The organism is Dolichospermum sp. LEGE 00246 (genome assembly GCF_015207865.1).
Lineage (GTDB): Bacteria > Cyanobacteriota > Cyanobacteriia > Cyanobacteriales > Nostocaceae > Dolichospermum > Dolichospermum heterosporum.
In genome coordinates, this window is record NZ_JADEWA010000044.1 from 1 (window position 1) to 20,153 (window position 20,153).

Genomic DNA, 20,153 nt, shown 5'->3' on the forward strand with positions numbered 1-20,153 from the left:
TTGTATAAGAGACACCCCTACCCCCTGCTCCCTGTTCCCTTTCTCGAATTAAATAGTAAGGAGGATTAAAAAATGCTGGCTTATTTTCTAGCGTTGGTAATCGGTTTTGGCAGTCTCGCCATTTATTTATCAGCCTTCTTTTTTCCAGAAATCCATCGCAAGAATGATTTTATCTGGAGTGGTGTTGGGCTATTCTACGCTTTAGTGTTATGGATTTTTGCACCTCGAATTACTGGGGGGCTGTTACTAGGTCATGTATCTAGCGTGGCAATGTTGGTATGGTTTGTGGCACAAACCCTTTCATTACGGCGACAACTTGCCCCCGCAGGACAACAAACTCCTCTCCCCAGTCCTGAGCTAATTAAGGTGAGTTTTCAAGAACAAATGTCAAAGTTTTCTGTAAAAGAAAAATTTGGACAGTTATCAAGCTTTGTTGCTAGTGTGTTTGGTGGTGCTAAGGCGAAAATACAGCAGACTGTGAATAAAAAGCCTGTAATTAAAACTGCTGAAGAGATTTTGCGAACAAATGGAACTGAAGCAACGCCACCATCAGTATTACTAGATGAGTCTGTAACTGCTACCCCAGCAATTACAACTGAAACTTCGTCTGAGGAGACTTTTGCTCAATCTTCTATGTTGGAGGTGGTAGAAGTAGCACCAACTCCACCCACTGTCATAGAGGAAGAACAGGTAATTCCGCCAACAGCACAGGAAACTGTGGTAGAGATCACTCAAACTGAGGTGGTGATTTCCGAGTTGTCTATCACAGGAGAAACTGAAACTGTGGTAGAGATCACTCAAACTGAGGTGGTGATTGCCAGAGAAGAAACTAGCGACATGGCAAGTGCGCCAGAAGTAAGTTCCCCAAATTCAGTGACATCGGAGTTATTGGCGGCAGAAGCAGCCGAAAAGTCTGATATGACTGTTGAGGAAGTTAAACCAGTTGGGGAAGCATTGCCAGAACAAATACCTTTAAATAAACCAGTTGAGGAGTAATTAAGGGGATTTACGCTGCTGATTCTGATAAATCAAGGGAGTCTGGGTAATTTATGATATTGCTGCTGCTGGATTAAATCCCAGTTGGGATAATAAACAGTCAATATCAAAATGCTCGGACATTAATTGACGAATGCACTCTATTTTAATTGGTTCATGGACGCGGACTTGACCAAAGGTGCGATCGATGATCTCTACTGTGGTGAGGGTATCGAGATCCACTGATAAAATCGGGATTTCTAACTCTTCGGCACGGTTGAGGATAAATGGAGGAGGTGGCAGTTGTCCAGTCAGGATGAGGCATTGGGTAGATGTTTCTAGGGCTGCTTGTTGAATTTCAACGCGATCGCCTCCTGTGACTACTGCCATGTTCTGACGTTTGCGGAAGTATTTGACGGCGGAGTTGACGTTCATCGCCCCAATTGCCAGACTTTCGACTAATAAATCTAGGCGATCGCTCCGACAAAGAACTTCTGCGTTTAACTGCTTGACTAATTCCCCGACGCTCACACTGCGAAGGATATCGCTTTTGGGCAATGTTGCGAGGACGGAAATCCCCTGTTTTTCTAGAAATGGGCGTAAGAGTGTGTGAACTAACTCTAATTGTTCGTGAGGGACTTCGTTAATCACGACACCCATTAACCGTTTACCTAATTGCTGTTTAGCAAATAATAACGCCTCAACAGAAGTTAGTGATTGATAACGACTAATTAAGAGTACAGGAGCATCTAATTTTTCTGCTAGTTCCAGCAAGGATAATCCAAATAAATTTCCTTCTGATAAGTTAGCCGGTCCTTCTAAAATTACCAAATTACTCTTTGGTATTTGTGAATACTTCTGTACTAATAACTGTTGATAGTTAGTTGTATCTTCTCCCTGTAAGCGTTTCTGGACGGTAATTTCATCCAAAGATAATAAGGTGGGAGCAATGCGGTTGTCTGGCAGGTTAAGGTTATGAGTAATGAACTGGACATCTTCTTCAACTACTGTTCCGGCAGATGTCTTGACAAAATTACCCAAAGGTTTGCCATAAGCAATATCCAAACCTTTTTGTTTTAGCTGATGAGACAAACCTAAAACTGTTGCAGATTTGCCACTGTAAGCTTCAACTGATCCAACCAGCAAGTATTTAGCAAGTGTTGGCACTTATGCACTCCTAATTTCAAAGGTTTGTACAACTCAGCTAGGTGCCTACTAATTTTAGTGCTTTCTGGGGAAGGTAAATAGCTTTAGCAATCCTAATTGTCTAAATTTTAAAAATTAACTAGGAATAAATCTAGCTGTGGTAGCTATTGTAGGGATTTTGATCAAGATAAAAATATCTGTTTAAATAAATAGTTTACGCTTGTAATCATACAACAGCGATAATATTGAAGCTTTAATTTCCTCCCATGTCATGACATCATCTGGATTTGCTTCGTAATCAGTAATCCGAGGCTTGATAGATACTGTACAATAAAGTATGTAGCTGGCTAATAAAATATGCAAGATACCCTGACTATTACCATTAATCCAGAACTAAAAGCAGCACTTTTAGAAATTGCTCAAGCTGAAGGTATATCTCCTGATAGTTTCATGAAGCTAGTTCTAGATACTAATGTTCTGATTCAGAAAATATTAAGTAGGTGAACACAATAAAACAAAACTATGTAAAGAAACGTAAAATCGCCCAAACCCTCTTCACTCTTGCCTTTTGCCTTGCCATAACGACAATTTTCAACGCCAACCTACTTAGACAGAGTTTTCTAAATACATAGTTATTCAGCGAGTATTTCATTAAAATAATCTTGGAGGAGTAGTTATGTCCGCAAAATACTTTAATCCTTATACAGATTTCGGTTTTAAGAAACTGTTCGGAGAAGAAGGCAGTAAAGATCTACTCATGGATTTTCTCAACCAACTTCTACCAATACATCATCAAATTCAACAATTAACCTTTAAAAATCCGGAAAATCTAGCTGATACCATAGCAGAACGTAAAGCCATATTTGATATTTACTGCGAAAGTAAAACTGGTGATAAGTTTATTGTGGAAATGCAAAAAGCAAAAATCAAGCATTTCAAAGATAGAGCCTTATTTTATTCCACATTCCCCATTCGTGAACAATCAGAAAAAGGCGATTGGAATTTCTTTTTACTACCCGTCTATTTTATCGCCATTTTAGATTTTGAGTATGATGAAAATACAACATCTAAATTTAGGCGCGATGTATGTCTAAAAGATCAAGATGGTGATATTTTCTTTGATAAGTTAAACTTTAAATTTTTACAAATGCCGTTATTCAATAAACAAGAAAATGAATTAATAACGCATTTTGATAAATGGCTGTATTTTTTGAAGAACTTAGAAAGTTTTAATCATATACCCGTGATATTAAATGAACCAATATTTCAGAAAGGGTTTGAAATAGCGGAAATATCTCACTTAAATGTGGAGCAGTATGAACAATATAAGAAGAGTTTAGTCCAGTATTTAGAAGTGAAAAATGTATTTGATACAGCCTTTGAAGAAGGTGAGAAGGCCGGTATTGAGAAGGTTGCCAAAGCATTGAAAGAGCAAAATATAGCTATAGAAATTATTGCAGAATCAACTGGTTTATCTTATGAAGCTATTAAAAGAATTTGAGCGAATTATACCAATTGATAGACTTTGCGATCGCATTACCGACTTTAACCCCACGGAAGGCGATTCCTACGGAGCGCTTCGCTATCGCTTCATGCTTTGAGTTAATTTGAGGGTGCGATAGCGAAGCGCGACCTAGGAATCGCACTCTGTTAATTAATAATTAGGCTGTTACGATTAACTTCTGTCTTTTAGATTCGCGTTTGCCATGATTTTGGATCTCTTCGACTGTGAAAAATTGCTGTCACAATCACACGACTTGACACAATTCGGTAGTATATAGCGTAGGGAAAACGTCGCACCACTGTTCATCGAACATCAAGATACACAACTGCATAGAATTCTGGCATTTGACAAATCCGATTTAGCATATTATCCACGCAGTCTAAAAACTCATCACCAAGTCCTGTTTGCTGACTTTGATACCAATTATACGCATCATCCAGTTCTTCACGAACTTCTGGACGAAAAACTAGGACATAATTCATTGTTGTCCTCTAATTGACGATTTAATTTCTTCCCATGTCATGACATCATCTGGATTTGTTTCATAATCACTAATCCGACGATCAAGTTCTCGTTTTTGTGCTGTTGTTAAATCGGGATCAGCCTGTTCTGCTGCGATACTTTCTAAAATATCTTGTACAATCCGAATTCTATCTGCAATACTCAGGGCTTTGATTTCATTTAAAGTTACACTGATATCCATGTTAACTAACCTCAATAGGAAGATAAGGTATTCATCTATTTTCTAGGATAAGCGATCGCACAACAGATTGATTTATCTTAAGCATCGCATCACATCCCAAACATCGCTTCATCCTTATAGTAAGCATAAATATATTAATTGCCCCAATATAAATAGTGTTGGTTATCTTTTATGGTACAACAGTATGATAAGTAGATACTCAGCATATAAGACAACCATGCTCAGAGAAAAAGCATTATTTCTTCTACGTCAGGCTTTGAATAATCCAAACGCTGATTTTCGTGATGGACAATGGGAAGCTATTGAAGACTTACTACTGAACAAATCACGGTTACTCGTCGTTCAACGCACAGGTTGGGGAAAAAGTCTGGTTTATTTTTTAGCAACTCGCTTGTTACGAGATCAAGGTGCTGGTTGTACTCTTTTGATTTCCCCCCTTTTAGCATTAATGCGAAACCAAATTACAGCAGCACAACGTATTGGAGTCAAAGCCGAAACAATTAATTCTAGTAATACAGATAATTGGAAATTTGTCGAAACAAAGTTGTTAGCAAATCAAGTAGATATTCTACTAATTTCCCCTGAAAGATTAGCTAATGAGGAATTTAGAGAAAACATTCTTTTACCATTATCTCAAAAAATTGGATTATTTGTAGTTGATGAAGCTCATTGTATTTCTGACTGGGGACATGATTTTCGTCCTGATTATCGCCGCATTGTCAGAATTTTAGAAGGATTACCCAAAAATATTCCTATTTTGACTACAACCGCTACAGCTAATAACCGAGTAGTTGATGATATTAAAGCTCAATTAGGAGCAAATCTTCGTATTTCTAGAGGTGATTTAACTAGAAAAAGTTTGCGTTTACAAAACATTTATCTTCCTAGTCAAGCAGCAAGATTAGCTTGGTTAGCTCAACATTTGCCCCAGTTACCTGGAAGTGGTATTATTTACGCATTAACTGTAAGGGATGCTCAAAGAGTTGCTGATTGGTTAAAGACCCAAGGTATCAATGCTAAAGCCTATTATGGAGATTTAGATACTGAAGTTCGCATAGGATTAGAAGACGAATTACTGAATAATGAAATTAAAGCATTAGTCGCAACTACAGCTTTAGGAATGGGTTTTGATAAACCAGATTTAGGTTTTGTCATTCATTATCAAAGACCTAGTTCTGTTGTACATTATTATCAGCAAGTAGGTAGAGCCGGTAGAGCATTAGAAACAGCCTATGGTATTCTCTTGAGTGGTGATGAAGATGATGAAATTAATAATTACTTCATTAATACAGCATTTCCTCCAGAAATTCATACACAAAAAGTTTTGAATGAACTAGAAAAAGCTGTTGATGGTTTTTCTATTCCTCAATTAGAACAGCAACTCAATCTTTCAAGAGGACAAATTGATAAAGTTTTAAAAATTTTATCTCTGGAATTTCCTGCACCTGTAAGTAAACAATCTTCAAAATGGTATCTTAACCCAATAAATTATCAATACAATACTGAAAAAATTGAACTTTTAACACAAATTCGCCGACAAGAACAACTGCGAATGTTAGATTATATGCAAAGTCAACAATGCTTAATGGCTTTTTTAGCAACAGAATTAGATGATCCAAATCCAGAAGAATGTGGTAAATGTGCTATATGTTTGGGTAAGCCATTATTACCAGAAACTTTTGCAGATGAATTTGTAAATCAAGCAATTTTATATTTACGTCGGAGTAACCAAATTATTGAACCGCGCAAACAATGGCCACCACAAGCATTACTAAATTATAAATTTTCTGGAAACATTAGAGACAATTTAAGAGCAGAACCAGGAAGAACATTATCTCTATGGGGTGATGCAGGTTGGGGCGAATTGGTCAAGCGTGGAAAATATCAAGATAATCATTTTGATGATGCACTTGTACGGGCTACTGTTGAGATGATTCAACGCTGGAAACCTCAACCTTTCCCCACCTGGGTAACGTGCGTTCCTTCCTTAAATCGTCTAAAACTTGTACCTAACTTCGCGCAAAGAGTAGCTGGGGAATTAGGCTTACCATTTAAACCTATTGTTCGCAAAATTCGTCAAACTCAGTTACAAAAAAATATGAGTAACAGTTATCAACAAGCTCATAATTTAGATGGATCTTTTGCAATTGATGCTTGGGAAGGCATGAGTGGTAATGTATTCTTAATTGATGATATGGTAGATTCCCGTTGGACTTTTACTGTCATTGCAGCACTTTTGCGTCATGCTGGAAGTGGATTAGTTTATCCTGTAGCATTAGCTCTTAATTCATTAGGTCAATCGGATTAGAAAATTATGTTAAATCATGTTCTAGCACCAGATACTCAAGCAATTTTGCTGTTGTGTGCCAGTTTTGGACAAAATCGCCAAATTGAACCGCTACCCTTGACTCTGGGTGAATATAACTTGTTAACAGATTGGTTGCGAGAAAATCATAAGCGTCCAGCAGATTTATTGGAAATAACAGCAAAAGCAGAGTTACAAAAAATAACTAATAATAAACTTAATCCTGATAGGCTTGTAGGTTTATTACAACGGGGTGCAATGTTAAGTTTAGCAGTGGAAAAATGGACAAGTCGCGGTTTATGGATATTGGGACGCAGTGATGCTAAATATCCCAAGCGTTTTAAGCAAATATTGAAACATTCAGCCCCAGCGATTATTTATGGGGTTGGGAATGCAGAATTATTATCTTTAGGAGGACTAGCAGTTGTAGGTTCTCGTGATGTAGATGAGGATATTATTCACTACACACGCAGAGTTGCCCAAACTTGTTCTCAACAAAGCATACAGGTTATTTCTGGTGGTGCAAGGGGAATAGATCAAGAATCAATGTTAGGTATTTTGGATCATGGAGGAACGTCTGTTGGTGTATTAGCTGATAGCTTGACTAAAGCAGCAGTAAATAGTAAATATCGTTCTAGTATTCAAGAAGGTAGATTAACTTTAATTTCTAGCTATGATCCTGATGCTGGTTTTAATACAGGTAACGCGATGGGACGGAATAAATATATTTATAGTTTAGCAGATTATGCCCTAGTTGTTAATTCTACTTTTGGTAAAGGTGGAACTTGGTTTGGTGCAGTAGAAGCATTATCTAAACTGAAAGAAATTTCTGTATTTGTGAAAATGTCATCTCCAGTACCAGAAGGAAATCAGCAATTATATAATCAAGGTGCAAAACCGTTTCCTTCAGAATTTGAAAATAGTAATTTGCGACAAATGTTAACAAAAAATATTGCTGATTTTGAACTTGTAAAAAATGAAGTAATGCCAAAACAGCCAGAACAGAATGTTAATACTATTCCACAAGATTTAACAACTATTCCCAAAGATATTTATAATGTCGTTTTACCTGTAATTCTCAATCATTTACAGCAACCCCAGGATGCAAAATCTCTGGCGGACTCTCTACAAGTGAGAAAAGTACAGATGGATGATTGGTTAATAAGAGCTATAAATGAAGGGAAAATAATAAAAACAAAAATAGAAAAGCGAGTTGCTTATGTGGTTAATCAGGCAGATACTCAACTTTCTTTGTTATAATCAATAAGAAAATAAGGCATACACCTATTTTCTAGTGTAGGCGATGCCTACGGCGAGCGCAGCTATCGCTCTCAGTTTTGAGTTGATTTCAGGGTGCGATAGCGAAGCGCGACCTAGGAATCGCACCACAACCCAGATATCGCCGTATACTTTGAGTTAATCATGATCTTTGTTATTATTTGATCAACCTTTGCTGTACAATACATCATGTCTTTGCAACTCAAAATTAACTATCCTGAAACTTTACCTGATGCTGTTGGTAAAACTAGAGAACAGTTTGAACAAGAAGCAAAATGGGCAATGGCTGTGAAATTATATGAAATGAAACGCCTTTCTTCTGGTATGGCTGCGGCGTTACTGGGAGTAGAGAGAGTAACTTTTATTCTTAAATTAAATGATTATGGAGTGCCATTAATTGATTTAAGTGCAGAGGAATTATTATCAGATATAGAAAATGCCTAACACGAGTGAAATTGTGATTAATACTTCTCCTTTAATTGCTATTGTTGCTGCTATGGGGGATTTTAATGTTTTACAGTCTTTATATACAAATGTTATTGTTCCCTTTGAAGTCTCTCAAGAAATACTCATTGGTGGTACAACAGGTTTGAGTGTAACTGAATTTCAAGCGGATTTTTGGCTAAAAAAGCAAAGTGTTCCTGTAAATATTTCTCCTATACTTCTGAATTCTTTAGATATAGGAGAAGCTTCTGTAATTCAATTAGCATTAAATAAAAATATTTCTACAGTCTGTATAGATGAAGCGGTAGGAAGAAGAATAGCTAGATTAAGTGGTCTTGCAGTTACGGGTTCAATTGGAATTTTGCTACGTGCTAAAAAAGAAGGATATCCCCTATCTATCAAAACTGCGATTGAAAAAATGCTCAATCACAATATTCGTTTAAGTCAACGAGTGATTGATTTCGCACTTAAAGAAGCTGGGGAATTTTAATATAGGTAGGGGTTTAGCAGTGCTAAACCCCTACACATCTAGCTTTTTTGTTATTTTGTAAAAGTTCAAATCTCAGCCGTTTTCAGTATAGTCGCGGGACATAAAAGTTAAAGGCTCAGGTGAAGACTCAAACCCATGTCTTTCATACCATTCTTTTCGATTAAAGCCGTCAGCAGCAATAGAGTCTCCTGGTCTCTCGAGAATAATAGCTGTTTTCTTTCTTTGCCAGAGTGCTTGACAGGTATATTCTAGTAGTGGCGTGCCATACCCCTGCCGTTCAAACTCTACTAAAGTGTATATAGTATCCAAGTACCAAGCTCGTTTGTTAAATCTGTCTACTCTACAGAAACTTTCTCCAAGTTGAGTTCCATCCTCTCGAAAAAGACCAAAAGTCATCCCTTCTTGACCATATTTGTTGGGGATTCTCTTAAATATGAGATTTTCACCCTCCAACTCGAATGTTACGCAATCCATAGTGTCATCAATACTGACTTCTCCTTGCGGGTTTTCCTCTTGGGATGACATATCTAAAGCGTTGATTTCAGTATCTTTACACATCTGAGTTTATCCATATTTATTAATTGAGTCAACAGATTTTAAGCTTCATTTAAAATGTGCTGATAACTTTGCCAAAATTCATTTTAAACAAATATACAGGATAATTATGCTTTTTGTTGAATAAAGGCTTTGTGGCGTTTGCATTATGCTGTAAGAATTTTTATCCAATGTTCCGTACCGCTAGTATAGCGATTTCCAATTTCTTCTAAATCGTAACTACCGCAGCAACAATTCTTAATTTTATCAACCACTTCTCCAAATGTTTCTTCATAAAGAGATATTTCTGTATGGGTTAATTTTATAAACCACTCACTTTCTAAGTCAGGATTTTCTATCCAACCGAATCTTTTACATGGTAAGATTTTGAATCCTAACTCCAAAGCATCATTGAACTGTGATGTTAAGTGGGGATTATAAGTATTATTGCCAGGATGAGAAGTATTATCTTGATCAAGATTCAATCTAATTCCTCTAATGTCTCCCTCAATATATTCTGTAACTGTATAGGGTAGATTATAGTTTCTAAAAAATTTATGTCTGTCTATCTTTTTAATAGCTTCTATAGTAAAAACTGTCTCAGCCAAGAAACCTTTTGCATATCCATTTTTAATGGATGAATTTATTATTTGGAAACTTGGGAGAGCCTGTTCATCTGGGAATTTATCTGGATTTGGATTGACCACTTTAGGAAAAACATTTGAGTCAAATGTGATATTAACTATGCTCATAAGTCTATTTATTGAACTAATGTATCTAAATTAGTAGATAGTATACGCATAAGTCAAGCATATCTAGCAAACTTGTGATAAATAAAAAAGGGCTAATCTATAAAATCGAATGTTTGAGTAATCCAAGTAGCAATAGATGGTGATAAATGTGCATCAACCCAGATAATCATGCAACTAACACTGGATGATTGAGTTTTCGTGAAGCGTATAAAAGTGCTGCTTTGAGATCATCAGCTTCAAGATCCGGCATTTCTTCTAGAATTTCTTCAGCACTTAAACCAGCAGCAAGCAAATCTAATACATCTGATACCCTAATTCTCATTCCCCGAATACAGGGACGACCACCACATTGTTTAGGATTAATTGTAATTCTTGCCAGTAAATTTGACATATAAGCTGATTTCATAAACTCTTGTTTTCAGCATAAATCAAGGTTGTAAAATCTGCAACTCAATTAATAACAGTAATCACTAAATTAACCTAAAATAAAAGAAATAGTAAAATCCTCACCAGTATATGGTTACATCAACACAACCAACAACTCAAACCTTATACGATCAAGACTATTACCTGTGGATAAGAACAACCATTAACCAACTTCGCACAGGACAATTTTCCGCTGTTGATTTAGAGAATTTATTAGAAGAATTAGAAACTATGGGTAGAAGTGAGAAACGAGCAATTGAAAGTTTATTAACTAAGCTGCTTGTCCATCTACTAAAACTCAAATATTGGGATAGTGAAAGAGAACGTAATCAAGGATATTGGCTAGGGGAAATTAGGACATTTCGCAAACAGATTAAGAATTCTCTTAAAGATAGTCCTAGTTTGAAACCTTACATTTTAGAAATATTTGATGAATGTTATCAAGATGCTAGATTAGAAGCAAGCGATCGCTCTCAACTTCCTATTGACATATTTCCCATTATCCCCATTGGTTCACTAGAACAAATTTTAGATGATTGGTTGCCAATACAAAAAAATGAAGGATGAAATTTTGTACCATTTGTGTAAGTCTCCTAAAAATTAAGCTGCTGATAAAGACTTACCTAAAGTTTTTGGTTCTGGGAGGGGTTCACCATCTTCTAAACAAGATTCAATTAACATTTCTAAGACTTCCTGAGCATTTTCTAAAGCTTCTTGATATGTGTCCCCATGTGTATGGCAAAACTCCCCCCATTCAGGTAGACTGACAACAAAACAATTATCTTCCTGAGACCACTGAATAATTACCGTGTAATGATAATTCATTCTTCTTCTTCCTCTTGAACCTTTTTAATTTCTTCTATTCTTTTGATAGCGTTATTAACATCTTTTTCCTGATATTCTTTAGCATCTTTTCCATCTTTACCTGATATAGTAACTCTCCCAGTAAGTAAGGGATGATACCAGTTAGTATGACTGCCTTTCCCCGTCCGACAGGTAAACCCAGCTTGAAGTAATAAGCTTTTTAATTCTCGGATTTCCTTGGACATATCTCATACTAATACACTACTAATTTAACCGCAAGTAGTATACAATACAAGATGTGGGGATGAAGAAGATAAATATTAAGATTCATCACAAAAAAATGAAGGATGAAATTTTTGATATTTCACCCTTCAAACTCTGTCCACAACACAGGTTTAAGTAGTGAGACAGAATTAATTACACAATGTCATTGCGTTAGCGTTGCGTGGCGTTAGCCATATGGAACGAAGTGAAATGAAGCAATTCCAAGGGTTGTGATTGCTTCCCTTCCCTCGCAATGACTGTAAATATTTTTGTCCAATTACTTACTTGTAATTGAGTGCAGTCCATGTACATGAGTGCAAGCCCTGCGGTTGATTATTTCCTTATTTCTCAACACCTGTATGGACAGTTTTCACCCATTTGAGGCGTTTTGGTCGGAAAGACATTCGCGCCGTTGTGCTACTCATAACTACTAACCAATGCAACATATATAAACTGCCGCGGAGGGTTTGGAAAAGTACCATTAAATAGGTAAATGGTTTAAATTGTTGATCGGAACGAACGTGCTTTAAACCAGCAAACATTCCTACTACTGACATTCCCAAAGATAAGCCAGTTACAGGACCTAATACGGGGGGACGATGACGAGCGATCGCCATTAATATATCTGGTATTGCTGCTGTCGGTAAAATATACATTGTTACCATAAAGATCAACAAATCCCAGGTTTTCCTTGTCCCCATGCGGTTTTTGAGGATGAGATCCCAGTAGTCTAAATAACGTTGATAACCACCTTCTGCCCATCGGTTACGTTGATGCCAAAGGGCTGTAGCATTGGTGACACCTTCTTCTTCCACTGGCGGATAAAAAACGCATTCAATATCCCATTTATCCAGATGTAACCGGATAGTTAAATCCAGATCATCAGTGATAGTTTCCTCATTCCAACCACCGCAACTAGCCAAGGCTTGACGACGGACAAATTGACCATTACCTCGGAGTTCACCGATACCACCAATAGCAGTGCGCTGTTGTTGAAACCAAATATCCAACAACATTTCCGCCATTTGTCCCTTAGTCCAAAAATTTTCCTTAGCATTGGCGATCGCTTTACGCATTTGTACCGCCCCTACCTGTTCTTTTTGAAATAAAGGAACTATTTGTAATAGCAAATCCGGTGTAACTTGGGCATCAGCATCAAATACAGCAATAATGTCTCCCTTTGTCAGTGGTAATACTTGATTTAATGCCCCCGATTTGCCGCCAATAGCGTCAGAATCACGCCTAAATACATTGAGTTGTTGATATTCCTGCTTGAGTTGGGCGAGTAATTGGGGTGTATTGTCTGTACTATTATCATCAATAATCCAGACTTCATATTGACCATTACCGTATTCCAGATTACACAGATTCTTAACTAATCTGCCAATTACCGCTTCCTCATTTTTAGCAGCCACTAACACAGAGACAAAAGGCAAATCCCCCTCTATCTCTTGGGAATGGTGACGGGGTTTGGCAAAAATAATCCCCAAAGCATGAATACCTAGCATTGTTGTCAGTCCGAGGACAAATATCGAACCCCAGGAAACTAAATGCAAGGTAATAGTACCACTCCAGACTATAGTTAAAACTAGAGCAGCTTTGCCTCTACGTCCTTTAAATCGGCCTGGTGGTAGAGACGCGGAACCCGTCCTTACTTCTGATTCCTCATCTACTGATAGGTCAGTAAAGATAGAGTCAAGGGGATCAGAGTTTCCGTTATAAGCATCATTTTCAGGACAGGAATTCGCCGGCATAGGTTACATAATTCAAAAACATCTATGCTATGTAGCTTTTATTTACAGATTAATACTGTAACAGATTACTGGCTACCTAATTAAAACTTGCTGAAAAATTTTTTCAGCAACCCCCATTTAAAGTTTAATTTCTGCCCTCAATATTGTTGCATCACTTGTATTTGTGATTTGGAACCCAAGTTTTTCACATACTCGCTGCATACCTGAATTGTCAGCTAAAATATCAGCATAGATACAGCAACTTTTCTCGTTTTTACCAACTTCTAGCAATCTGCGGAGTAATTCTGTCCCTAAGCCTTGATATTGAAATTTGTCGCTAACTAGCATAGCAAATTCTGCCGCATTACTACCATGTAATTTAGTTAATCTTCCTACTGCTAAAATCTGCCTATTTTCTGTTTCGGGATTTTGGTATTCTGCAACTAAAGCCATTTCTCGATCATAGTCAATAAAGCATATTCGTGTTAGTCGTTCATGGGTAATGCGTTGACTCAATTTAATGAGATGGAAATAGCGGAAATAAACACTTTCTTCTGATAAGGTCTTGTGAAATTCTACCATTAAAGGTTCGTCTTCGGGACGAATAGGACGAATAGTAATTGGTGTACCATTGTTCAATTTCCAATCACTAATATATTGACTAGGATAGGGACGAATAGCTAATTTTGGTAATTGACTTTCTTGAATATCAGCAGAATGCAAAACTATCCTGGCATCTAAAGCAATTAATCCTCCGGGATGTATAGGAGTGGGAGGAATAGCCAACAAGGGATTAATATCAATTTCTTTAATCCCAGGTTGTTCCACAACTAATTGACTAAATTCTACCATTAATTGTTCAAGAGCAGCAATATCAATACTTTTCCGTCCTCTCACTCCTTGCAAAGCTTTATAAATTTTGGTTTGTTCCATCATCCGCCGGGCTAAGGTAGTATTGAGGGGAGGAAGGCCAATAGAACTATCCTGAAAAACCTCCACCAATTGTCCCCCAGCACCGAATAATAATATTGGACCGAATTGGGGATCTAAACTACTGCCAATAATCAATTCATAGCCATCAGTTTTGATCATTGATTGTACAGTTACACCCAAAAAATCTTCCGCTTTGGCTTTCTCTTTTACGGATTTTTGAATATTTTGAAAAGCACATTTTACCGATTCTGCATTTTGCAAATTTAATTGCACACCACCCACATCAGTTTTATGGGTAATTGTCTGAGAATAAAGTTTTAAAACTACCGGATAACCTAAATTTTCTGCACATTCAACCGCTTTATCCACAGTTTCCGCAATGCAACCAGCCACCACAGGGATACCGTAAGCGGCTAAAATTTCCTTAGATTCAAATTCCGTGAGAATTGTTCTTCCTGCTGTTTTTGCAGCTTGAATAATATTTTCCACTTTAGCACAATTGCGAGTATTCACATCACAAATTAATGTTGGTAAAACCGGAGTTTCATAAATACCGCGCAGGTTATAACTCGACTTCCACATATAACTAAATACTCGCGCTGCTGTATCAGGATAAGCATAAGTGGGAATACCTTGATTGTTAAGAATTTGTTCTCCCTCGGCTATATCTGCACCACCCATCCAACTAGCTAAAATTGGCTTATTTGACATTTGTGCGTAGGGTTTTAGTTGTGCCGCTGTTTGGGTAGGATCTGTCATTGATTGGGGTGTTAAAATCACTAATAAACCATCACTATTGGGATCTTGCGCCGCAATTTCTAAGGCTTTTGTATAACGTTGGGGGTCAGCATCCCCTAAAATATCAATAGGATTATTATGACTCCATTGCGGTGGTAAAATGTCATTTAAGGAAGTCATTATTTCTGGAGAAATTGCTGCTAATTCTCCTCCACTTTCAATTAATGTATCCGTTGCTAATACTCCCGGACCGCCAGCATTAGTTAAAATTGTTAGCCGGGGACCTTGGGGACGGGGTTGTTTTGCTAATACTTCTGACATATCAAATAAATCAGAAATACTATTGACTCGTAACACCCCACAACGGCGAAAAGCTGCATCTAAAACAGCATCACTTCCTGCTAATGATCCTGTGTGAGAAGCGGCTGCTTTAGCTGCGGCTGGTGTCCGACCAGCTTTAATCACAATTATCGGTTTTGTTAAAGCCACTTCTCGCGCTGCTGATAGGAAGGAACGCGCATTCCCAATGGATTCCATATAAATTACAATACTTTTAGTATGGGGGTCATCACCAAGATAATAAATTAAATCTCCCCAACTAATATCTAACATTGAACCAATGGAAATAAAGGTGCTAAAACCTACATTCTCTTGAAAACTCCAGTCTAAAATTGCTGTACATAAAGCTCCACTTTGACTAATAAAACCAACATTTCCTGGACGCGCCATTTTACTGGCAAAGGTAGCATTTAAACCAGAAATTGGATTCATTACTCCTAAACAATTAGGTCCGATAATTCTAATTTTTCCTCTTTGTGCTTGTTGGATAATTTCCTGTTCTAAAGCGATACCTTTTTCTCCAGCTTCTTTAAAACCAGCGGAAATAATGATTGCTCCTTTTATTCCAGCATTAACGCAATCAGATATAATTTGGGGTACAGTTTGTGCTGGTATAACGATAACGGCTAAATCTATTTTTTCGGGAGCATCCAAAATAGTCGGATAAGCTTTAATTCCTAATACGCTATGACGCTGAGGATTAATCGGAAAAACTGTTCCTCCAAAGGGATTAGTGATTAAGTTCCAAAGCAAAGTTCTTCCTACACTTCCGGGTTTTTCAGTAGCACCAATTACGGCTACAGTTTTGGGAATAAATATCGCATCTAGGGGATTAACGATATCATAAACTTTATTGCTAATTCTTTGGTTAGGTGTTTCCATACATACTCCTATGAATTTGTGATTATTTTGGATTTTGCTGAATGAAGGTATGAATTTGTTTCACGCAGAGTCGCAGAGTCGCAGAGAGGAAGAGAAATGGAGTTTTTTATCCTTTATTAATAATGTTAATGATTTTTGTTAAAGCTATACTAATTCCTTGTTCTGCTATTGGTGAAAGACAATCTCCTAATTCAAAGTTAACCCCTGGTACTGTTATTAACCAAGCTGGTGGACTATAACTATAGAGAGATTTCGTTAAGGCTAAAAGATATGTAGGCTTAATGCTATGTCCTATGATCATCCTAGATTCATTAGGTAGTATAGGTTCTACTTGCACATTTTGCAATTCTGAATTCAAACTAGCATCTACAAAAATTGCTAAATTGACATTTGCCAAATTTGCTGCTAATTCTGGAGTGAGTTGGTGAACTGCTAAAGCTTGGACATTAGATAGATGCCAGAGATTGATGAGATTTGCTACTCTAGGACCAATAGCATCATCACTGAGTAATTCATTTCCATAGCCAATGACTATTGTAGTTTTCATCATTTTTAATTTATCTGTGTTTATCTGCGGTTAACTATTCTGGAAATTTTGTTCCATACAGTTTCAGCTTAATTTTGAATATGAGACTAAGTAGGTTAGCATTGAAAATCGTCGTTATGGCAAGGCAAGAGGCAAGAGTGAAGAGGGTTTGGGCGATTTTACTTTTCTTTACATAGATTGGTTTTATTGTGTTCACCTACTTAAGAGCAAAATTTGAGTACATTATGAGAAAACACAAAAATTTTCAAAACTAACTTATGTGAACAGGACATTTATTTTCTGACTTATTTGTTATAATATTATGAATCTGGATGGTTTCCATTAAACCATTAAACTTCTTAGATAAATTGTGAGGCTGTTTTATGCCTGAAGTGAATTTTCAACAACCAATTAATAGTGCTGCTAGGATTGTAGAAGAATATATGATGGGAAAAAGAGACTTTGAAAGAGCAGAATTAGGTGATGCTAATTTACAAAGTTTGGATTTAAAAGGCTCTGATTTCAGCTATGCTGATTTGAGTAGAGCCAACCTTAGGGGTGCAAATCTGCGAGGATGTGATTTGAGTTTTGCTGATTTAAGTGAAGCTAATTTACAAAATGCAGATTTACGTGGAGCAATGTTATTTTCCGCGAATTTGCGTCAAGCTAATCTAGAAGGGACGCATTTAAAAAAGGCAGACTGTGATCATAACACCCATTTTCCCAAGAATTTTGACCCTATTGCAGCAGGTGTAAGTATGAGTGAACTATAGATACTGGTGCGGCTATATCAGCCGCTAATTCTTATACTAGTATTTTTTTAAATTGTTATAGTTAGCCTAGCCTATCACTTGACAATTAAAATAGCACATTTTCTCAATTTTTGCAAATTTTAATTTTATAACTTAATTTTTTCCTGGAAATACTTTAGTTAAATCTAAGATTAATTCCGGGAAAGATGGCAATTTGACAGACTCATTAGGGAGAATAATTGATTTGTGACGATAGCCAAATTTACCTTGTAAGTCTAGATCCCCGACTTCTTGAAGAAGTCGGGGATCTAAATACTTAATTACGATAAATTTGATTAACTACAGCACCATTGTTATTTACTACTTCTATTAATAAAGGCATTTGTCCCATTGCATGAGTTGAACAACTCAAACAAGGATCAAAAGCCCTAATTCCGGCTTCAACTCGGTTTAATATTCCTTCTTTTATTTGATCACCTTGGATAAAATGACGGGCAATTTGGGCAACTGTCCGATTCATGGCTAAGTTATTTTGACCAGTAGCAATAATTAAATTTACTTTTAACATTAAACCATTTTCATCAACTTGATAATGATGAAATAATGTCCCTCTTGGGGCTTCACTAACACCAACTGCTTCTAGGCAATTAATACCAGCTTCAGCACAGAGACGATTTGATAAAATATCTGGGTCATCAAGGATAATCTCTATATGTTCAATTGATGCTAAAATTTCAATCAACCGCGCATAATGATAGAAAAATGATGATTTAACAGTTCCGGTTCCATAACTACGAAATTCTTTTAATTCTGTGTCTGCTAAAGGTGTGCCAATCTGACTACAAATATTTAATCTAGCTAATGGTCCAACGCGATACATTCCACTATCTAAACGACAATGATCTGTGGTATCGGGATAACCTAAAGGAAGATAATAAGGTGATTTTAAATAAGAATCTGCTTGGACTGCTTCACCAATAAATTCATGATAGTTAGCAGCATCAAGATTATCAGCAACAATGTTTCCTCCACTATCAACAAATCGGATATGTCCATCATAAGTTTCCCATAAACCTTCAGAACTAACTAAACCCATGAATAAACTCGGAAAATTACCAAAAGTTTTTGCTTCTTTTTCATAAGTTTTTAATAGGGTTTTAAATAAAGCTATGGCACTAATTACAGTGGCTTTGGCTTCAGGAATTTTTTGCTGAATGTGGGTGCGATTTTCTGTGGTTAAAGGGTCACGAACTCCACCAGGAACAGCCCAGGAAGGATGAATTTTTTTTCCTCCTAATAATTCAATGATTTCTTGTCCAAATTGCCGTAAACGGATTCCACCTCTGGCTAATTCCGGTTCAGCGGCAATTAAACCAAAGATATTGCGGTTTTCGGGTTCGCTATCCATGCCTAATAATAGATCCGGTGCGCTGAGGTGAAAGAAGCTGAGGGCATGAGATTGGATGATTTGCCCTAAATTCATCAAACGGCGTAATTGGGTGGCTGTTTTGGGGATTGTGACGGCTAAAATGCGATCACCTGTTTTGGCTGATGCTAATAAGTGACTGACTGGACAAATACCGCAAATTCTCGCCGTAATTCCCGGCATTTCTGGAAACGGACGACCAACACAAAATTTTTCAAAACCGCGAAATTCCGTAACATGAAATCGAGCATCATTTACTTGTCCTTCATCATCTAAATAAATGCTGATTTTCGCGTGTCCCTCAATGCGAGTAACGGGGTCAATAATGATTGTTTGCATAATTAATTTGTAATTGGTAATAATAAACAATTGTAGGTTGGGTAGAACAAAGTGAAACCCAACAAAATCTTCGATAATGATCATGTTGGGTTTCCTATCGTCAACCCAACCTACGGATTACAAATCATAAAACCTAGATTCTGTGAATTCTGGATATTCATCACAGTAATCTTCAAAGGCAGTTTTTAGAGGTTTTTCAGCGAGTTGGTGGGCAATTTCGGCTTGAATTTCTTCTACTACATCCCAAGCGGCTGCACATTCTGCGGAATTGATGCCTTTTTCTGCACAAACAATTCGAGCTTTTTTAATTTCATCTTGTAATTCTTGTTCTAATAAAAATGAGCGCGGTTGTTCTAAACAACTACTTCTGGCTAAGATGTCAGTAAGTGAGATTATTCCTAATAATTTACCACTAATTACAGGCGCACGTCGGAGATGATGATTAGCAAATAATCTGGCTACATATTCTAAACCCAATTCTGGATTAACGACAATACAAGGTTTAGTCATAATTTCATAAACACGGATTTTATTTGGATCTTTGCTATAGGAAATTACCTTATAAACAATGTCGCTTTCTGTGATAATTCCATAAGCATCTTGTTCATGACGACGATCTACAATTAATGCTCTCCAATCTCTTGCTTTCATTAAATCAACTGCTTCTTTGACTGTTGCTGAACTGCGAATCATTGCCACATCTTTGGTCATTACATCTGCTGCTGTTAACATAATTCACCTCGGAAAAAAATAGGAGTCAGGAGTCAGGAGGAAGAAAGAAGATATAGGGGTTATCTGTTGAGTTAAATATAAGAACCCCGCCCCCAACCCCCTCCCCGCAAGCAAGGAGGGGGCTATAA

At 37.0% G+C, this 20,153-nt stretch carries 23 protein-coding genes and 1 pseudogene; 10 read left to right on the forward strand and 14 right to left on the reverse strand.

The features are described from left to right. Positions 1 to 72 precede the first annotated feature (72 nt). Positions 73 to 996 (forward strand): Ycf66 family protein, encoded by a 924-nt coding sequence (locus IQ228_RS27350; RefSeq protein WP_193962329.1) that lies wholly within the window; start codon positions 73 to 75, stop codon positions 994 to 996. 51 nt (positions 997 to 1,047) lie between these two features. Here the strand turns inward: IQ228_RS27350 and IQ228_RS05105 are convergent, their stop codons facing one another. Beyond that, on the reverse strand, positions 1,048 to 2,142 hold the full coding sequence (locus IQ228_RS05105) for a phosphotransacetylase family protein (protein WP_027404548.1): 1,095 nt from the start codon (positions 2,140 to 2,142) through the stop codon (positions 1,048 to 1,050). Positions 2,143 to 2,478: 336 nt separating this feature from the next. On the opposite strand from IQ228_RS05105, the gene IQ228_RS05110 reads away from it, so the two are divergent. The 3 genes from IQ228_RS05110 to IQ228_RS27080 all read left to right on the forward strand — a co-directional run bounded on the left by IQ228_RS05110 (position 2,479) and on the right by IQ228_RS27080 (position 3,722). Then, a complete protein-coding gene (locus tag IQ228_RS05110) occupies positions 2,479 to 2,625 on the forward strand; it encodes a hypothetical protein (RefSeq protein ID WP_193962330.1) in 147 nt (48 codons plus the stop codon). Positions 2,626 to 2,797: 172 nt separating this feature from the next. Further along, complete coding sequence (locus tag IQ228_RS05115) at positions 2,798 to 3,622, forward strand: Rpn family recombination-promoting nuclease/putative transposase (protein WP_053540485.1); 825 nt, start codon at positions 2,798 to 2,800, stop codon at positions 3,620 to 3,622. Beyond that, positions 3,600 to 3,722, forward strand: coding sequence for a hypothetical protein (locus IQ228_RS27080; RefSeq protein WP_255549949.1), 123 nt, complete (start codon positions 3,600 to 3,602; stop codon positions 3,720 to 3,722). The genes IQ228_RS05115 and IQ228_RS27080 overlap by 23 nt, the downstream gene beginning before the upstream one ends. Before the next feature lie 205 nt (positions 3,723 to 3,927). Here the strand turns inward: IQ228_RS27080 and IQ228_RS05120 are convergent, their stop codons facing one another. Together IQ228_RS05120 and IQ228_RS05125 are read right to left on the reverse strand one after the other, a co-directional pair. Then, a complete protein-coding gene (locus tag IQ228_RS05120; protein WP_193962331.1) occupies positions 3,928 to 4,107 on the reverse strand; it encodes a hypothetical protein in 180 nt (59 codons plus the stop codon). Beyond that, positions 4,104 to 4,328, reverse strand: a complete 225-nt coding sequence (locus tag IQ228_RS05125; RefSeq protein WP_193962332.1) for an addiction module protein — start codon at positions 4,326 to 4,328, stop codon at positions 4,104 to 4,106. Before IQ228_RS05125 ends, IQ228_RS05120 begins: the two co-directional genes overlap by 4 nt. A 217-nt stretch (positions 4,329 to 4,545) precedes the next feature. Between IQ228_RS05125 and IQ228_RS05130 the strand changes: the two genes are divergently transcribed. The 4 genes from IQ228_RS05130 to IQ228_RS05145 all read left to right on the forward strand — a co-directional run bounded on the left by IQ228_RS05130 (position 4,546) and on the right by IQ228_RS05145 (position 8,845). After that, positions 4,546 to 6,636 (forward strand): ATP-dependent DNA helicase RecQ, encoded by a 2,091-nt coding sequence (locus IQ228_RS05130; RefSeq protein ID WP_228043701.1) that lies wholly within the window; start codon positions 4,546 to 4,548, stop codon positions 6,634 to 6,636. A gap of 6 nt (positions 6,637 to 6,642) precedes the next feature. Continuing rightward, positions 6,643 to 7,893: a DNA-processing protein DprA gene (locus IQ228_RS05135; protein ID WP_027404543.1), complete on the forward strand. Its 1,251-nt coding sequence runs from the start codon at positions 6,643 to 6,645 to the stop codon at positions 7,891 to 7,893. A gap of 207 nt (positions 7,894 to 8,100) precedes the next feature. Continuing rightward, positions 8,101 to 8,355 (forward strand): UPF0175 family protein, encoded by a 255-nt coding sequence (locus IQ228_RS05140; protein ID WP_027404542.1) that lies wholly within the window; start codon positions 8,101 to 8,103, stop codon positions 8,353 to 8,355. Next, entirely contained in the window at positions 8,348 to 8,845 is a 498-nt protein-coding gene (locus IQ228_RS05145; protein WP_193962334.1) for a DUF3368 domain-containing protein, read from the forward strand. The genes IQ228_RS05140 and IQ228_RS05145 overlap by 8 nt, the downstream gene beginning before the upstream one ends. Positions 8,846 to 8,917: 72 nt before the next feature. On the opposite strand, the gene IQ228_RS05150 is transcribed toward IQ228_RS05145, so the two are convergent. The 3 genes from IQ228_RS05150 to IQ228_RS05160 form a co-directional block, all read right to left on the reverse strand. Further along, a complete protein-coding gene (locus tag IQ228_RS05150) occupies positions 8,918 to 9,403 on the reverse strand; it encodes an N-acetyltransferase (RefSeq protein ID WP_193962335.1) in 486 nt (161 codons plus the stop codon). A gap of 143 nt (positions 9,404 to 9,546) precedes the next feature. Beyond that, positions 9,547 to 10,131 (reverse strand): hypothetical protein, encoded by a 585-nt coding sequence (locus tag IQ228_RS05155; RefSeq protein ID WP_193962336.1) that lies wholly within the window; start codon positions 10,129 to 10,131, stop codon positions 9,547 to 9,549. Positions 10,132 to 10,297: 166 nt separating this feature from the next. Further along, positions 10,298 to 10,522, reverse strand: coding sequence for a DUF433 domain-containing protein (locus IQ228_RS05160; protein WP_193962337.1), 225 nt, complete (start codon positions 10,520 to 10,522; stop codon positions 10,298 to 10,300). A 125-nt stretch (positions 10,523 to 10,647) separates the two neighbouring features. Between IQ228_RS05160 and IQ228_RS05165 the strand changes: the two genes are divergently transcribed. Next, a complete protein-coding gene (locus tag IQ228_RS05165) occupies positions 10,648 to 11,124 on the forward strand; it encodes a DUF29 domain-containing protein (protein WP_027404537.1) in 477 nt (158 codons plus the stop codon). A 33-nt stretch (positions 11,125 to 11,157) separates the two neighbouring features. On the opposite strand, the gene IQ228_RS05170 is transcribed toward IQ228_RS05165, so the two are convergent. The 5 genes from IQ228_RS05170 to IQ228_RS05190 form a co-directional block, all read right to left on the reverse strand. Then, positions 11,158 to 11,382: a type II toxin-antitoxin system HicB family antitoxin gene (locus IQ228_RS05170; protein ID WP_193962338.1), complete on the reverse strand. Its 225-nt coding sequence runs from the start codon at positions 11,380 to 11,382 to the stop codon at positions 11,158 to 11,160. Continuing rightward, complete coding sequence (locus tag IQ228_RS05175; protein WP_027404535.1) at positions 11,379 to 11,606, reverse strand: type II toxin-antitoxin system HicA family toxin; 228 nt, start codon at positions 11,604 to 11,606, stop codon at positions 11,379 to 11,381. The genes IQ228_RS05170 and IQ228_RS05175 overlap by 4 nt, the downstream gene beginning before the upstream one ends. Positions 11,607 to 11,966: 360 nt before the next feature. Further along, positions 11,967 to 13,379, reverse strand: coding sequence for a glycosyltransferase family 2 protein (locus IQ228_RS05180; protein ID WP_193962339.1), 1,413 nt, complete (start codon positions 13,377 to 13,379; stop codon positions 11,967 to 11,969). 117 nt (positions 13,380 to 13,496) lie between these two features. Beyond that, on the reverse strand, positions 13,497 to 16,250 hold the full coding sequence (locus tag IQ228_RS05185) for a bifunctional acetate--CoA ligase family protein/GNAT family N-acetyltransferase (protein ID WP_193962340.1): 2,754 nt from the start codon (positions 16,248 to 16,250) through the stop codon (positions 13,497 to 13,499). Between the two features lie 106 nt (positions 16,251 to 16,356). Beyond that, positions 16,357 to 16,800, reverse strand: coding sequence for a hydrogenase maturation protease (locus IQ228_RS05190; RefSeq protein WP_027404532.1), 444 nt, complete (start codon positions 16,798 to 16,800; stop codon positions 16,357 to 16,359). A gap of 359 nt (positions 16,801 to 17,159) precedes the next feature. On the opposite strand from IQ228_RS05190, the gene IQ228_RS05195 reads away from it, so the two are divergent. Next, the gene (locus IQ228_RS05195; protein WP_193962341.1) at positions 17,160 to 17,549 is read left to right on the forward strand and encodes a pentapeptide repeat-containing protein; all 390 of its coding nucleotides are present in this window, start codon (positions 17,160 to 17,162) and stop codon (positions 17,547 to 17,549) included. 132 nt (positions 17,550 to 17,681) lie between these two features. Here the strand turns inward: IQ228_RS05195 and IQ228_RS26455 are convergent. The 3 genes and pseudogenes from IQ228_RS26455 to IQ228_RS05205 all read right to left on the reverse strand — a co-directional run. Further along, positions 17,682 to 17,804: pseudogene (locus tag IQ228_RS26455) on the reverse strand (Uma2 family endonuclease); the annotation flags it as partial. A 40-nt stretch (positions 17,805 to 17,844) separates the two neighbouring features. Beyond that, positions 17,845 to 19,293, reverse strand: a complete 1,449-nt coding sequence (locus IQ228_RS05200; RefSeq protein ID WP_193962342.1) for a Ni/Fe hydrogenase subunit alpha — start codon at positions 19,291 to 19,293, stop codon at positions 17,845 to 17,847. 117 nt (positions 19,294 to 19,410) lie between these two features. Next, the gene (locus IQ228_RS05205; RefSeq protein WP_027404529.1) at positions 19,411 to 20,025 is read right to left on the reverse strand and encodes a CP12 domain-containing protein; all 615 of its coding nucleotides are present in this window, start codon (positions 20,023 to 20,025) and stop codon (positions 19,411 to 19,413) included. Between the last annotated feature and the right edge of the window lie 128 nt (positions 20,026 to 20,153).

Coding starts and splice junctions, on each gene's coding strand:
- IQ228_RS27350 (WP_193962329.1), top strand. CDS start 73: ATGCTGGCTTATTTTCTAGCGTTGGTAATCGGTTTTGGCAGTCTCGCC.
- IQ228_RS05110 (WP_193962330.1), top strand. CDS start 2,479: ATGCAAGATACCCTGACTATTACCATTAATCCAGAACTAAAAGCAGCA.
- IQ228_RS05115 (WP_053540485.1), top strand. CDS start 2,798: ATGTCCGCAAAATACTTTAATCCTTATACAGATTTCGGTTTTAAGAAA.
- IQ228_RS27080 (WP_255549949.1), top strand. CDS start 3,600: ATGAAGCTATTAAAAGAATTTGAGCGAATTATACCAATTGATAGACTT.
- IQ228_RS05120 (WP_193962331.1), bottom strand. CDS start 4,107: ATGAATTATGTCCTAGTTTTTCGTCCAGAAGTTCGTGAAGAACTGGAT.
- IQ228_RS05125 (WP_193962332.1), bottom strand. CDS start 4,328: ATGGATATCAGTGTAACTTTAAATGAAATCAAAGCCCTGAGTATTGCA.
- IQ228_RS05130 (WP_228043701.1), top strand. CDS start 4,546: ATGCTCAGAGAAAAAGCATTATTTCTTCTACGTCAGGCTTTGAATAAT.
- IQ228_RS05135 (WP_027404543.1), top strand. CDS start 6,643: ATGTTAAATCATGTTCTAGCACCAGATACTCAAGCAATTTTGCTGTTG.
- IQ228_RS05140 (WP_027404542.1), top strand. CDS start 8,101: ATGTCTTTGCAACTCAAAATTAACTATCCTGAAACTTTACCTGATGCT.
- IQ228_RS05145 (WP_193962334.1), top strand. CDS start 8,348: ATGCCTAACACGAGTGAAATTGTGATTAATACTTCTCCTTTAATTGCT.
- IQ228_RS05150 (WP_193962335.1), bottom strand. CDS start 9,403: ATGTGTAAAGATACTGAAATCAACGCTTTAGATATGTCATCCCAAGAG.
- IQ228_RS05155 (WP_193962336.1), bottom strand. CDS start 10,131: ATGAGCATAGTTAATATCACATTTGACTCAAATGTTTTTCCTAAAGTG.
- IQ228_RS05160 (WP_193962337.1), bottom strand. CDS start 10,522: ATGTCAAATTTACTGGCAAGAATTACAATTAATCCTAAACAATGTGGT.
- IQ228_RS05165 (WP_027404537.1), top strand. CDS start 10,648: ATGGTTACATCAACACAACCAACAACTCAAACCTTATACGATCAAGAC.
- IQ228_RS05170 (WP_193962338.1), bottom strand. CDS start 11,382: ATGAATTATCATTACACGGTAATTATTCAGTGGTCTCAGGAAGATAAT.
- IQ228_RS05175 (WP_027404535.1), bottom strand. CDS start 11,606: ATGTCCAAGGAAATCCGAGAATTAAAAAGCTTATTACTTCAAGCTGGG.
- IQ228_RS05180 (WP_193962339.1), bottom strand. CDS start 13,379: ATGCCGGCGAATTCCTGTCCTGAAAATGATGCTTATAACGGAAACTCT.
- IQ228_RS05185 (WP_193962340.1), bottom strand. CDS start 16,250: ATGGAAACACCTAACCAAAGAATTAGCAATAAAGTTTATGATATCGTT.
- IQ228_RS05190 (WP_027404532.1), bottom strand. CDS start 16,800: ATGATGAAAACTACAATAGTCATTGGCTATGGAAATGAATTACTCAGT.
- IQ228_RS05195 (WP_193962341.1), top strand. CDS start 17,160: ATGCCTGAAGTGAATTTTCAACAACCAATTAATAGTGCTGCTAGGATT.
- IQ228_RS05200 (WP_193962342.1), bottom strand. CDS start 19,293: ATGCAAACAATCATTATTGACCCCGTTACTCGCATTGAGGGACACGCG.
- IQ228_RS05205 (WP_027404529.1), bottom strand. CDS start 20,025: ATGTTAACAGCAGCAGATGTAATGACCAAAGATGTGGCAATGATTCGC.